At 47.8% G+C, this 14751-nt stretch carries 11 protein-coding genes and 1 pseudogene; 10 read left to right on the plus strand and 2 right to left on the minus strand.

Annotated features, from left to right (window positions below):
• Nucleotides 1–54 precede the first annotated feature (54 nt).
• Nucleotides 55–837 (minus strand): polyphosphate kinase 2, encoded by a 783-nt coding sequence (gene ppk2 / locus EP181_RS07770; RefSeq protein ID WP_197723417.1) that lies wholly within the window; start codon nt 835–837, stop codon nt 55–57.
• Between the two features lie 255 nt (nt 838–1092).
• Between ppk2 and EP181_RS07775 the strand changes: the two genes are divergently transcribed.
• From EP181_RS07775 to EP181_RS12480, 3 genes and pseudogenes are all read left to right on the plus strand, one after another.
• The gene (locus tag EP181_RS07775; RefSeq protein ID WP_127471136.1) at nt 1093–1809 is read left to right on the plus strand and encodes a YggS family pyridoxal phosphate-dependent enzyme; all 717 of its coding nucleotides are present in this window, start codon (nt 1093–1095) and stop codon (nt 1807–1809) included.
• A gap of 1541 nt (nt 1810–3350) precedes the next feature.
• A pseudogene (locus EP181_RS12895) lies at nt 3351–4492 on the plus strand (methyl-accepting chemotaxis protein); the annotation flags it as partial.
• A gap of 27 nt (nt 4493–4519) precedes the next feature.
• Complete coding sequence (locus tag EP181_RS12480) at nt 4520–4669, plus strand: hypothetical protein (protein WP_232023387.1); 150 nt, start codon at nt 4520–4522, stop codon at nt 4667–4669.
• A gap of 140 nt (nt 4670–4809) precedes the next feature.
• Here EP181_RS12480 and EP181_RS07790 read toward each other — a convergent pair whose 3' ends face one another.
• Nucleotides 4810–5835 (minus strand): hypothetical protein, encoded by a 1026-nt coding sequence (locus tag EP181_RS07790; RefSeq protein ID WP_127471139.1) that lies wholly within the window; start codon nt 5833–5835, stop codon nt 4810–4812.
• Nucleotides 5836–6252: 417 nt separating this feature from the next.
• Between EP181_RS07790 and EP181_RS07795 the strand changes: the two genes are divergently transcribed.
• The 7 genes from EP181_RS07795 (at nt 6253) to feoB (ending at nt 14654) form a co-directional block, all read left to right on the plus strand.
• Nucleotides 6253–8565, plus strand: a complete 2313-nt coding sequence (locus EP181_RS07795; protein ID WP_127471140.1) for a hypothetical protein — start codon at nt 6253–6255, stop codon at nt 8563–8565.
• Between the two features lie 228 nt (nt 8566–8793).
• Nucleotides 8794–9618, plus strand: coding sequence for a pyrroline-5-carboxylate reductase (proC, locus tag EP181_RS07800; protein ID WP_127471141.1), 825 nt, complete (start codon nt 8794–8796; stop codon nt 9616–9618).
• 1 nt (nt 9619) lies between these two features.
• Nucleotides 9620–10213 (plus strand): YggT family protein, encoded by a 594-nt coding sequence (locus EP181_RS07805; RefSeq protein WP_127471142.1) that lies wholly within the window; start codon nt 9620–9622, stop codon nt 10211–10213.
• 5 nt (nt 10214–10218) lie between these two features.
• On the plus strand, nt 10219–11385 hold the full coding sequence (gene metX, locus EP181_RS07810; protein ID WP_127471143.1) for a homoserine O-succinyltransferase MetX: 1167 nt from the start codon (nt 10219–10221) through the stop codon (nt 11383–11385).
• 12 nt (nt 11386–11397) lie between these two features.
• Nucleotides 11398–12012, plus strand: coding sequence for a methionine biosynthesis protein MetW (metW, locus tag EP181_RS07815; RefSeq protein ID WP_127471144.1), 615 nt, complete (start codon nt 11398–11400; stop codon nt 12010–12012).
• A 27-nt stretch (nt 12013–12039) separates the two neighbouring features.
• Nucleotides 12040–12276: a FeoA family protein gene (locus tag EP181_RS07820; protein WP_127471145.1), complete on the plus strand. Its 237-nt coding sequence runs from the start codon at nt 12040–12042 to the stop codon at nt 12274–12276.
• Nucleotides 12273–14654, plus strand: coding sequence for a Fe(2+) transporter permease subunit FeoB (gene feoB / locus EP181_RS07825; protein ID WP_127471146.1), 2382 nt, complete (start codon nt 12273–12275; stop codon nt 14652–14654). The genes EP181_RS07820 and feoB overlap by 4 nt, the downstream gene beginning before the upstream one ends.
• Nucleotides 14655–14751: the final 97 nt, after the last annotated feature.

Consider the following 14751-nt stretch of genomic DNA (forward strand, 5'->3'; position numbering starts at 1 on the left):
AACTGTATCAAGACATTAGCAATTTAAGCATTTGCCTTGCGTTATTTCATCGGTTTAATCGGTCTGAAAAATATCCTCGCCCGAGCTCAAAATTAAAGGGTCGGGCTTGCCAACCACGTCAACGTCCTTACCCGCGTACGGAATCACGTTTAAAACATGGCGCATGGCCTCTAAACGGGCGCGCCTTTTATCGTTAGACTTAACCACCGTCCACGGTGCGTGTAGGGTATTGGTGTAAAAAAACATGTCCTCTTTAGCCTTAGTATACTCATCCCAACGGTCTAGCGAGGCTAAATCCATAGGGCTTAACTTCCATTGTTTAAGCGGATCATGTTTACGGGCATTAAAGCGGCGCAACTGCTCTTTGCGCCCTACCGAAAACCAAAACTTAACCAAACGTACTCCATTGGCCGTAATCATTCGCTCAAACTCAGGCGCTTGATGCATAAATTGATTAAATTCGGGTGGCGTGCAAAAGCCCATAACCCGCTCTACTCCCGAACGGTTGTACCAAGAACGGTCAAACAAGACAATTTCGCCCGCAGTGGGTAAGTTTTGAATGTAACGCTGAAAATACCATTGACCTTTTTCAATGTCGCTAGGCTTATCTAACGCCACCACACGAGCACCACGTGGATTAAGATGCTCCATCATCCGCTTAATTGTGCCACCTTTGCCCGCCGCATCTCGGCCTTCAAACACCAAAACCACCCGCTCATCGTTTTCTTTAACCCAACGTTGTAACTTAAGAAACTCAATTTGCAGCAAGCGTTTGGTGGCTTCATAAGACGCATGGTCAATTTTCTCTTTATAGGGATAATTGTTTTCACTGGACATTACTTTTTTCACGTGCACCTCTTTATGTTTTAGGTTGATTTTATAGCTATAATTTAGTCTCTATTTATTTTATTGTTTACTGAGACCTTTGCACGAGTGAAGTGCGAAAGAAAAATGAGGGAAAATTTAACTGATTGCGGCGGAATACGCAGTGAATAGCTGGCTATTCGCAAGTTTTTTAACAAAAATCAGGTGAATTTTAACCATTTTTATTCGTGCATTCACTCGTGCAAAGGTCTCTTACTAGAGAGTCTTATGTCATATAACCTTACGCCATACCATTTAATAACACAATATCAAGCGGTGCAAACCCGACTTAAATCTGCGTGCCAACTTGCGCAACGCCCACTTAGTTCGGTGAAATTATTGGCTGTAAGCAAAACTAAACCTATAGAGGCTATTGAAACCTTAGCCCAGGCTGGACAACTCGCATTTGGTGAAAACTATGTGCAAGAATCATTGACTAAAATCGCCCAGCGTCCCGATTTAGAATGGCACTTTATTGGCCCCATTCAGTCCAATAAAACCAAACCCATTGCCGAACACTTTGCCTGGGTGCACAGCGTAGACAGACTTAAAATTGCCCAACGCTTAAGCCAGCAACGCCCCAATCACTTACCTCCGCTTAACATTTTATTAGAGGTAAATATTAGCGCACAGCCCAGTAAAGCCGGCTTTACCCCGCAAGAGGTTATAGACAATATGGCGACTATAAGCGCACTGCCTCACTTAGTGGTGCGCGGTTTAATGGCCATTCCCGAGCCGGCCAGCACGCTAGACGCGCAACGCCAGCCCTTTGCACAGATGCACGCCTTATTAAAAACCTTACAAACCGCACACCCAGAGTTACCATTAGATACGCTGTCTATGGGCATGTCTGGTGATTTAGAAGCGGCCATCTTAGAAGGCGCGACCCTAGTGCGAATTGGCACCGATATTTTTGGTGCGCGAGATTACCCAAAAAATGCCTAAAAATTCATGCAGTTAAGGCGATTAAATCGCCTAAATCGTCTAAAAAAACTTCTTAACGACCAACTCAATGCGCCCAAGCAAATCAATGCGGTTTTTATGTGAATTTTTTATGGTTTTATAATCTGTTAATGCGCATAATGTTTCGATTAATCGGGCTTTTCCGACAAGACAGGAATACTTTTATGAAACTTACCCCCAAACTTATTCTTAGTTTTTTAACCATAGGTATTTTACCCCTACTCGTTTTTGGGATCATTTCTGTCAACACCGCCGACACCGGACTTAAGTCTTTAGCGCACCAACAATTAGAATCGGTGAGAGACCTCAAGAAAAAAACCATTGAGCGTTACTTTGCCACCATAGATGCTCAGGTGATGACGTTAGCCGACACCCAAGTTGTGCTGCAAGCCATGTTTTATTTGCCTACTCAAGTAAAAACTTATGCTAGTTTAGCCGACAAAAATGCAGATCAAATGCCCAGCTTGAGACAAGCCTTAACCGATTTCTATCAAAAAAATCACCCACAAGTTTTACCCGTAATGCCCAATTTTGTTGAGCAGCTGTCGCCCACCACCGTGATGATGCAAACTGATTATTTAATTGATAATCCACACGATTTAAACAATCGTTGGAAACTCAATAAAGCCAACAGTGCCACGGCGTATCACGCCATTCACGCGTCCATGCAACCGGTGGTGCGAAAGTTTATCCAAAACGCCCAATTTCTTGACCTTTACCTAGTCGACATCAATAGCCATGACGTGCTTTATTCGGTCAACAAATCGGTGGATTTTGGTATTAACCTTAAACAAGCACCGTATCAAACTACTGGACTTGCGCGTGCTTATCAGGCAAGCCAAGGATTACAACAAGGTCAAACCCACTTTACCGATTTTTCTGGCTACGCTCCCACCCAAGGCTTGCCCGTTGCTTTTGTAAGTACACCCGTGGTGTTTGAAGGAAAAACGCTGGGTATTTTAATAATTGAAATAAACCACAATGCAATTAACGATATTCTATTTGACCGCTCAGGCATGGGCAGCACCGGCGAAACCTTTCTAGTTGGGCAAGACAAGCTGCTTAGAACCAATGCACAACAGCAACCCGAGCGCTTTAACATTAACACCGTCTTTGCCAACCCACAGAGCCACCAAATGCAACATCCGGCCATTGATTTGGCATTGAACAATAAAGCAGGCATTATCGACTCGCCTTCCTACACCAACACCCCTACTTTAACAGCCTACGCACCGCTTAATATTAAAGGAACACAATGGGTTATTTTGGCTGAAATGCAAGATGCTGAAGCCTTTGCCTCTTCAGAGCATTTGTTGAACCTAGCGTTAAGTGTTGGATTTTTATCTATTTTATTCATCACCTTAATTGCCACCTATTTAGCGCGCAGCATTTCCAACCCCATACATCGTTTAGTAGAAACACTGCACCGCGTTCATGAAAGCAGTAACTTTACATTACGCCATACGGCCCACCGTCAAGACAGTGTAGAATTACAAAACGCTGGCTCTGCCTTAAACGCCCTAATGCAAAACCTTGAAACCTCTTTTAATGATATTGAAAAGGTCATGGAAGCCATTGCTAAAGGGAAATTTAACCAACGTGTCACCGCCAATTTACACGGCGATTTAGAAAAGCTTAAAACGTTTGTAAACGCCTCGGCAGACAGCGTTGAAAACACCATGAGCGCCCTGTCAGAAGTTATGACCGGGATTGCAGAAGGACATTTTTCGGTTCGTCTTGATGCTCGCATTCAGGGTGAATTAAAAACCAAAGTAGACTTTGCCATGAGCCAAATGGAAAAAGCCATACTCACGATTGCAGATGCCATGGAGTTTGCGGCCAAAGGCAATTTTTCGCATCGGGTTGAAGGCGATTTAAAAGGCGATATGGCGCGCTTAAAAAATTCGGTCAACCTGTCTTTAACCGAAATTCAATCGGCTGTTGATGAAATCACCGACTCTGCCAAAGCCCTTGCTAAAGGTGATTTAACCCAACTGGCCAGCGGCAAACACGAAGGTGAATTGCATGAGTTACAGCACGCCATAAACCACTCAATTAAACACCTTAACCAAATGATTGAAGGTGTTCGCCTTGCCGCCAATACCGTGACTCTTGGTGCCAACGAAATTTCTAACAGCAGCCAAGACCTAAACGGTCGCACGCAACAACAAGCCGCCGCATTAGAGCAAACAGCGGCGGCTATGGAACAGATGACCGCTTCGGTTAGAGGCAACTCTGACCATGCACAGCGCGCCGCACATTTGGCGGCAAACGCTCAAGGAGTGACTCAAAAAGGCGTTGAAATCATGCAAAAAACCATTGATTCGATGAAAGATATTGAAAGCGCCAGCAATCAAATTAATGACATTATTGGTCTTATTGACAGCGTGGCTTTTCAAACCAATTTATTGGCTTTAAATGCTGCCGTCGAAGCGGCTAGAGCGGGAGAAGCGGGACGAGGTTTTGCAGTGGTAGCGGCAGAAGTACGCAATCTTGCAGGTCGCTCTGCCGAAGCGGCCAATCAAATCAAAAACTCATTGGTAATGCCGGTCAACAAATTAAGCAAGGCACTCAGCTGGTAAATCAATCCAGCGAATCTCTTAACGACATTAATCAAGCCATTGTTCAGGTTAACGACATTGTCAATGACATAAGTCACGCCAGTAATGAACAAGCCACAGGCATCTCTCAGGTGAACTTATCCATCACTGAAATGGATCAATCTACCCAGCAAAATGCCACATTGGTTGAAAACTTGGCATCGCATGCCGATAACGTTGACCTGCAAGCCAAAAAACTGCAAGACTCTGTGGCAAGCTTTGTGACACAAAAACGCATCTAAAACATCGCGGTTTAAAGTATCTGCAAAGACCTCTCTTAATTTTTTTAAGACCTTTGCAGAGGTAAGGCGGGAAAAATTTCTTTAAATAAATTTTTTAAATGAACTCTTTAACCATGGCTGATTTCTAAGACACGTCTTGATTAGGCTTGATTAGGCTTGTCTTGATTAGGTTGGTCATTTTGGTTGTCGGGATTAGGGGCGCTAAGCGCATTGCCCTCTTCCGCCTGACTTAACGGTTCCGCTTTGGCCTGCGCCCACTCTACTAACGTTTTATGAAAACTTTGCACCCGCTCAAACCACCCAGACTCACCTTCTTGCCCCCCAAAACGCTGCGTAAGCGTGTTGCCCATTAAGGTATCTATGCTGTTTTTAGCGTTTAAAAACTGTTCATCCAACCGCTCAATGGCGACTTGCCATTGTTGTAAATACGGCGGTAAGTCGCTTAGGCTTGCACTGTTTTGAGCCGCTTGCGCGTTTTCTGCATCAGCGGCGTGTTGTACGTCGCTGTATTGAGCCAAGGCCGCTTGTTGATAGCGACTGGTGACGCTTTGCGTTTGCGTTAAATTAAACTGTACGCTTTGCAGTTGTCCAAAGTTAATATTCATGTCTTGTGCTTGCTGCAAGGCACTTTCAATGTCGCCGTTAAAAAAGGTATTGGCCAGCTGATCCACCTGCGCAAACACCTCAAACACAGCGTTTAATTCATCTTCGTTCAACTCGCCGTTTACGCTAAAGCCAAAACGTTCTTCAAACGCGCTGGCCTCTAATGCTTGCGTGCTGGCAAAGTACCGCGCACCCACAGGTTGCGTGGCTGATGCGTCAGCGTCAGTCCATTGCGAGCGTTCTTGCGACTGACTTAACGACTGATAGTGAGCGTACAACTGCCTAAAATCGACCGTAACCGTATCACCCTCTTTGGTTTTAAGTTGCAAGCTCATGGTTTCGCTGTATTGATAAGATTGCTCAATTTGCGAAATGTTGCTCATTGAACTCATTCGAGTGGTAGGCGATGACGACAACCCACCCATGGGCGCTGTATTTGGCGGGTTATTGGTATTGTTAAACGAATTTAACCCTGAACGTAACTCAGGCGATTTAGCCTCGGATGCGTTAAATGGCGTAAACAGTTTAGCCGACAATGGATTTGGAATAATTGAATTTGCCATACACACTCCTTAAGCACAGTTGAGACTTTAAAGAGTTATCGGCCGTCAACTTAAATGCTTTAATTTTTAAAGCGTAACAATAAAAAATGCTTGATTTACATCAAGTTACCAGGGCTGGTCAGTTTAAAAACCGGCATAATTTGGCTTAAATTTATTTACAATCAACTTAAGATTAAAGCACATTTATCATTCATTGACCTAAATTAACTGAGGTGATTCAATAAAAACATCTCGAGATCTTTGCACGAGTGAGGTGCGAGAAAAAAATGAGATAAAATTTACCTGATTGCGGCGAAAAACGCAGTGAATAGCGGGCTATTCGCAAGGTTTTTAACAAAAATCAGGTAAATTTTAGCCATTTTTTACCGTGCCTTGACTCGTGCAAAGGTCTCTAACTTATTGTTAAAAAAGGTCATCATGAAAATACCTGCCAATGCCATTGCTACACCCTGTTGTTCGCCGCTCTCAACCCTTCGTCAATCACGTCAATCACATCCACTTACGTGGCTATTTTTTTTATTAAGCTTTTTGCTTATGCTAGGTCTAAACGGTTGCGGCAGTGGTTCGGGTGGCGGCTCGCCTATATCCTCACTGCCGAGCATAACCCTAAACGACGCAACCGCACTGCCCGAGCAAACTCAGGTGGTTTTAAACGTTAGCCTGTCAAAAGCGGCCAATAAAGACATCACATTTAACTACCAAACCTTAGATGGCTCTGCGCTCGTTAATATCGACTACCTAGTCGCATCGGGCAGTGTAACCATTGCTGCGGGTCTTACCAGTGCCAGCTTACCGGCCATTAATCTGGTGGCCAATCGTGATACCACGACCACCAAAATGTTTCATGTCACCTTAAGCAATCCAATCAATGCCACTTTAAGCGACGACACCGCGGTGATTACTTTAGCCAGCGACAACGAAAGCGCGCTGTTTAGCAACCCGGCCTACACCGTTAACTGGGGCGTAAAAGGGGTGTTTACAAATGCGACCCAATGCGCCAGCTGTCACACAGGCACCAGCACCATAATGAACGCCAATGGCGAAGACGTAAGCCCAGTCACCCAATGGCAACACAGTATTATGGCGCACGCCCTTAACGACCCTTACTTTACCGCTGTAGTGGAAGAGGAAACCCACCAATTTGCCGATAAAAAAGTCTTTATTGAAGACACCTGCCTACGTTGTCACGCCCCAATGGCGTACACCCACGCCCATCAAAACATTGAACTGCTCACCCCTGACCCAACCGGCTTACTGCCCAACGGCGGCTACGCCATGAGCCAGGCGATGATTGACCCACACGCCCGTGAAGGCGTGGCGTGTACCGCGTGCCATCAAATGCAAGACCAAAACTTGGGCACGGCCGCGTCTATGAGTGGGCATTACAGCATTAAATCGCTGACCGAAAACAACGGTGTAGACCCCACTATTTTTGGCCCTTATACCAGTCCGGTGGGTCAAGCCATGCAAAACAACACCCTTTACACACCCCAATACGCCGCGCACATTCACAGCTCGGCGCTGTGCGCCACGTGCCATAATTTGTACACCCCCACGCTCGATTTAAGCGGTGCGCCGGTCATGATTGACGTAGGCGGCACCCAAACGTTGTCGCAGTTTCCCGAACAAGCGCCCTATTGGGAGTGGCTTAACAGCCGCTATTCTGACCCAGCTAATTCCGAGGCCAAAACCTGTCAGGCCTGTCACATGGTTCCTCCCGAAGAAGGCTTTACCACTGCAATTAGCACCAAACCCAATAATGCGCCACTGCGTCCTAGCGCAACCGATTTAGCCACAGTTGCTACTTCGCAATTTTCGACTCACGAGATGGTCGGCGGTAACGAGTATTTATTAAACCTGTTAAAAACGTACACCACCGAACTCGGAATCGCCGACAAAACAACAAGCACGGGGTTTGATGCAAAAATCAATCAAACCAAAGTGCTGTTGCAAAACTCAGCCACATTGGACATTGGCACCACCACGGTGGCCAATAACATATTAAATGTGCCGCTTACCATCACCAACTTAACCGGCCACAAACTGCCCACCAGCTACCCATCCAGACGCATGTGGGTGCATTTCACCGTAAAAGACAACACCGGAGCCACGGTGTTTGAATCGGGCGCGGTTGACGCCAATGGACGCATTGCCAAAGACAGCAAATTTACCCAATCCGAGTGTTTAAGCGTGACCAAAGACGATGCGACCTTTGACTACACCACCTGCTACCAACCGCACCAAAACCTTATAAATGACCCAAATCAAGTGGCCATTTACGAATCGGTATTGGGCGATGTAAATCAAGACATTACCCATGTACTGTTGCACGCGCGCCAATACTTAAAAGACAATCGCATTCCGCCCATGGGCTGGACGCAGGCCAATCGCCACCCCAACCCAGTGGATGTAAACATTTACGACGACGGCATTGTGGGCTTAGCACAAGCTGACGCCAACTTTGCCAGCGGTGCCAACACGGTCAACGGCGCGGACGGCAAAGACACCCTAACCTATCAAGTTAACATTGCCAGCGTCGCCTTGCCCCTGCGCATAGAAGCGCGCTTACTTTACCAAACCATTAGACCCAGCTTTGTAGACGCACTGCACGCTGATCAACACATCGAAGGCGACAGCCACGTGCGCCGCTTTAAAACCATGTACGCCCAAACCCCACCCACTCCGAGCGTATTGGCCACCGTTGAAGGCGCGTACACCGCCGCGCCTTAACGATTCATTCTATAAACCAGCTTTTACCAGGCCTGGTCACTTTTTTACAACCTGATGGCAACTTATTCAATCTTACCAGGCCTGGTAATCTAAACCAGGCTTGACCAGGCCTGGTCAAATCATAAAACCGCGCGCAAGTTTTATCTTTGGCGTGTTTATCCTTTATAATAACCCGCTACAAAAAAGCCATGTTATGGTTTAAAGATGGGTTTAAGGGGATTATTGAACATGCAAGCAACACTTTGTTTTATTGGTGCCGGCAATATGGCCAAAAGTTTAATCGGTGGATTGTTGGCCAGCGGCTACTCCAAGCAACACATTATTGCCACCGACCCCACCCCGGCGCAACGCGATGCCTTAACGCAAACCTTTGGCATTCAATGCCTAGCCAATAACAGCGACGCTATCGCGTTGGCCGACATTGTGATTTTGGCTGTTAAACCGCAAATTTTGCAAAGCGTCTGCCAAGACATTCAAAATGCTGTACAAGCCAAGCAACCGCTTATTTTGTCGGTGGCCGCCGGCATTCGCACCCAAGACATTAACCGTTGGCTGGGCAATAACTTAGCGATTGTGCGCACCATGCCCAATACCCCGGCGTTAATACAAACCGGTGCAACCGGGCTGTTTGCCAACGCACACGTTAGCCCTGCACAAAAAGAGCAAGCCGAACACATTATGCGCGCCGCTGGCATTACCATTTGGGTGGACAACGAAGCGCATATTGATGCGGTAACCGCGTTGTCGGGCAGCGGCCCGGCGTACTATTTTTTATTTATGGAAGCCATGGAAGACGCCGCACAAGCGTTAGGATTAGACGCTAAAACCGCGCACTTGCTCACCATGCAAACCGCCCTGGGTGCGGCCAAAATGGTCATGGAAAGCAGTGATGATTGCGCCACCTTGCGCCGTAACGTTACCTCGCCCAACGGCACCACCGAACGCGCAATTCAAAGTTTTGAAACCGCGCAACTGCGCACCACAGTCCACAATGCCATGCAAGCCGCCTATCATCGTGCGGGCGAACTGGCCAATGAATTAGGAGGCGTTTAATATGGAAGCCATGACTCCCATCGGCCAAGGCGGCCTGTTTTTACTGCAATTTATAACCGGTTTAATTATTTTTTCGTTAATGTTGCGCTTTTTATTGCGCGCCAGTGCGGCCGACTGGCGCAACCCCATCGTGACGTTTGTGGCCAAAGTAACCAACCCATTGTGCGCGCCACTCAACAAAATTTTACCCGCGCGCGGGCGTTGGGATTGGGCAGCGATTGGCACAGCCCTGATTGTTCAGGCGCTGTTTATTGTTTTAATTGGCGTATTAACGGGCAAACAATTTGCCGTGGTATTTATTGTCTTGGGCTCCATGACCGAGATTTTAAACCAACTGCTCGACATGCTGTTTTGGCTAATTATTATTCAAGTAGTCTTAAGCTGGGTGTCGCCCGGCAACAACCCCAATACCGCTATTTTTGAGCAAATTACCCAACCCATCTTAGCGCCGTTTAGACGTTACATTCCGCCCATTGGTGGCATGGATTTATCGCCCATTGCGGCCATTGTCGCCATTAAATTAACGCAAATTGTTGTGGTTGGCTCCATTACTCAGTTCATTCAACCCATGGCTCAACTGACAACAGGGTCGTAAACCACATGAAAAACTCATTGGGGGTTATTACCCCACAAATATTAGCGGTTACCACCCCGCTTACCCTTGCCAGTGGTGCGGTATTACCCCGTTACGACTTAATTTATGAAACCTACGGCACACTCAACGCCCAAGGGTCTAACGCCATCTTAATTTGCCACGCATTAAGCGGTGACCACCACGTGGCCGGCATGGACGCCGACCACAAACTTGGTTGGTGGGACGACTACATTGGCCCTAACAAACCCATAGACACCAACCAGTTTTTTGTGGTGTGCTCCAACAACCTAGGCGGTTGCCGTGGCAGTACGGGTCCCACCAGCCTTAACCCTGCCACAGGCAAAGTGTACGGCCCTGATTTTCCAATTGTGACCTGTCGCGATTGGGTAAACAGCCAAAACCAACTGCGCGAACACCTTAACATTCCGCATTGGGTCGCACTAGTGGGCGGCTCTATGGGCGGCATGCAAGTGTTGCAGTGGGCGATTGATTATCCAGATAAAGTCCGTCACGCGTTGGTGATTGCCGCCGCCCCCAAACTGTCTGCCCAAAACATCGCGTTTAACGAAGTGGCGCGCCGGGCAATCATGTCCGACCCCGACTTTCACAAAGGCTATTTTATAGAGGCCGGCACCACGCCCAAACAAGGTTTGGCGTTGGCGCGCATGTTGGGGCATTTAACCTATTTGTCGGACGACATGATGGGCTCAAAATTTGGCCGCGAATTGCGCGAAGACAAATTGCAATACAGCTACGATGTCGAGTTCCAGGTAGAAAGTTATTTGCGCTACCAAGGTGAAAAATTTGCCACCAAACAAAACTTTGATGCCAACACCTATTTGCTTATGACCAAAGCGTTAGACTACTTTGACCCAGCGGCCGAATTTGACCACAATCTAAGCAAAGCCCTCGCCGCCGCGACCGCCAAGTTTTTAGTGGTGTCGTTTACCTCTGACTGGCGTTTTGCGCCCCCGCGCTCACACGAGATTGTTAAAGCGTTGTTAGACAACAACGCCGACGTTTGTTACGCCGAAGTGGAATCCGAACACGGCCACGACGCCTTTTTACTGCCCAACGCGCATTACGAAGGGGTCTTTAAAGCCTATATGCAACGGGTGCTTAACGACGTTTCTAACTCAGCACTCCCCATTAACACCACTACGGCAGGCTAAAGTAGGTTAAACATGCACCAAATCACCCCCGAATTTAAACTGATTGCCGATTGGATTTTGCCCAACACCCGCGTGCTCGACTTGGGCTGTGGCGATGGCTTGTTGCTTGAACACCTGATCAACACCCACGACATTACCGCCTACGGCATGGAAATTGACCCGCAAAAAAATATTTTAGCCATGCAAAAAGGCTTAAACGTCATTCAAAGCGACTTAAACAGCCACGACATTTGCGACTATTTTGACGACGGCTCGTTTGACTATGTGATTATGACGCAAGCCTTGCAAGTAGTGGGTAGACCCGATATTTTGCTGGACGACATGCTGGCGGTAGGCAAGCAAATTATCATCACGTTTCCCAACTTTGGTTATTGGAAAATGCGCTTACAACTGCTGTTGCGCGGCAAAATGCCCGAAACCGACACCTTGCCATATCACTGGTACGACACGCCTAACATTCATTTGTGCACCTTTAACGATTTTGAAGCGTTGTGCGAAGCCAAAGGCATCGAAGTGGTGGAGCGCGCGGTGGTTAACGCCCAACACAAAAGCTCGCTGGGCATGCGTTTAATGCCCAATTTATTGGGTGAAGTGGCGCTGTATAAAGTGCAAAAAAAATCGCTTTAAAACCTATCTTTGCGAGAACGCTTAACCATGCCCCACACTCCGTTACTGTTATCACACTGCCTTGCGGGGCAGGTTTGCCAAATAAGCGCGCTTAAGGGCGATTTATCGATGAAGTTGCGCTTGGTTAACTTGGGGTTTCACACCCACAGCGTGATTGAGGTTATCTTAATTCGCGGCCACAATGTAGTGCTCAGCGTAGACGGCAGTCGCTTTGCGCTTGACCGTGCCATTGCCCACAACATTGAAGTCGAACGCCTAGTATGAACACCGCAACGCCCAAATCCACGTTAAAAAACCCCACCCACGCTTATCAAATTGCCTTAATAGGCAGCCCAAATTGCGGCAAAACCACGCTGTTTAATCGCCTAACCGGCGCACAACAAACCACCGGCAATTGGCCTGGGGTTACGGTTGAACAAAAATCCGGCACGTTTGAACTCACGGTAGAACACCAACCCAAACGCTTTCATTTAATAGACTTACCGGGTGTGTACAGTTTAGAGCAATCGTCGCATTCGGGCTTAGACGAGCAAGTCGCACGGCACTTTTTGCAACACCAACCCTGTGATTTAATTATGAATGTGGTCGACGCCACCAGTTTAGAGCGCCAACTGTTTTTAACCGCGCAGCTGCTTCACATGGGCTTGCCCGTGGTGGTGGTGCTTAATCGCATGGATTTACTCAATCAATGCAATCTGCACATCGACGTCGACAAGCTGGCCGCTCAATTAGGTTGCCCGGTTATTCCTATTTCGGCGTATTTTAATAAAGGCATTGACCAGCTTAAACAGCACCTACCCCAATACCTAAACATTCACCCAGGCCTGCATTTTGACCTGCCCGAAGCCTTGCACAACGCCGTACACGCCTTACGTGATTTGCAACAGCAAAATACTGAAAAAACCCATTTAACCAGGCCTGGTCAGTCTGATACACCAAGTAAAGCGGATGAATCGTGTTGGAAAAGCGTGCAGCAGTTAATGCACCCCGAGCAAGCACCCGCCGAGTTACGCACATTTTGTCAGCGCCAAAAGCAGGCGTTAGAAGCGCATTTTAACGAAGACTTGGCGCTGATTGCCGCCGACCTGTATTTTCAGTTTGCGCACGACGCCGCGCACGCCAGTCAAACGTTTACCGACCAATTTACCCGCAACACCACCGACCGCATCGACCGCTGGGCGTTGCACCCTTGGCTGGGTATGCCGCTGTTTTTAGGCGTCATGTATCTGCTGTTTGCGCTGTCGATTGCCATTGGCAATACCTTTATTGACTTTTTTGACCAAAGTGCCGCCGCGTTGTTTGTAGACGGCCCTACCGCGCTATTGCAAAGCCTTAACGCACCCGATTGGCTTATTGCCTTTTTAGCCAATGGAATTGGCGGCGGCCTGCAAGTGGTCGCCACGTTTATTCCGGTGATTGGCGCGCTGTTTTTACTGCTGTCTATTTTAGAAGAGACCGGCTACATGCAACGCGCCGCACTCATTATGGACACCTTAATGCGCCGTTTGGGTTTATCGGGGCAAGCGTTTATTCCGCTGGTAGTGGGATTTGGTTGCAACATTCCGGCCGTATTGGCCACGCGCACCCTGCCCGACCAGCGCGACCGCATTACCACCATTATGATGACACCGTTTATGTCGTGTTCGGCGCGCCTTACCGTGTACGTGCTGTTTGCCACCGCCTTTTTTACCGAGCACGCCGCACTCATGGTGTTTTCAATGTACGTGATTGGCCTGCTGGCCGCGGTATTAACCGCCCTGTTGCTCAAACACACCTTGCTGCCTGGGCAAGCCCCGCCGCTGTTAATGGAACTGCCCATTTACCACAAACCCGCCGTACTGAATGTGCTGTTAAACACCCGCAACAAACTTAAAAGTTTTATTTTAGAAGCCGGCAAAATTATTGTCTTGGTGGTGTTGGCGTTAAACTTTTTTAACAGCCTTGGCACCGATGGCACGTTTGGACACCAAAACCAAACCAGCTCGGTATTAAGCACCGTGGCGCGCGCCGCCACGCCTATAGTAGAACCACTGGGCATTACCGAAGAAAATTGGCCGGCCACCGTAGGCTTAATCACCGGCTTATTAGCCAAAGAAGTGGTGGTAGGCTCGCTGGACGCGCTTTATCAAAATACCGAAAAAAACACCGAGCAGAACCAATCTAACCAAATCGACCCGTCTTATCAACTCGGTGGTGCGCTGTTGGACGCATTGCAAACTATTCCAGACAATGTAAGCAACATTATTGGCACGCTAACCGACCCACTGGGATTGCAGTCGCTCAACAGCACCCAAAGCCCCACTACACTGGCCGAGCAACAAGGCATTGCACCGTCTACCATTCATAAAATGGCGGTGCATTTTGACGGCTACATTGGCGCTTACGCCTACTTGCTGTTGATTTTATTGTATTTTCCCTGCGTGGCCACGTTTGGTGCTATAAAACAAGAGCTGGGTTGGCGCTGGGCGCTCACCAGCGGTGGCTGGAGTTTGTTATTAGGCTACAGCACCGCCGTAGGGTTTTACCAAGCCGCCACATTTAACCAACACCCAACCCAATCCACCGTTTGGCTGGGGCTAATTGCCATGGTGTTTATTAGCCTAACACTCATCCTTAAACACATAGGCAAGCGCGAACTTTAGTGTTGAACATTAGAGAACAGTAGAAAGTGTTAGAATCGTGGCCTAGCACGGCACAGTAATTAAGTTAAGCACCGCAGTTTATGCAACTTAAACACCG

Source organism: Thiomicrorhabdus aquaedulcis (assembly GCF_004001325.1).
Taxonomy (GTDB): Bacteria; Pseudomonadota; Gammaproteobacteria; order Thiomicrospirales; family Thiomicrospiraceae; genus Thiomicrorhabdus; species Thiomicrorhabdus aquaedulcis.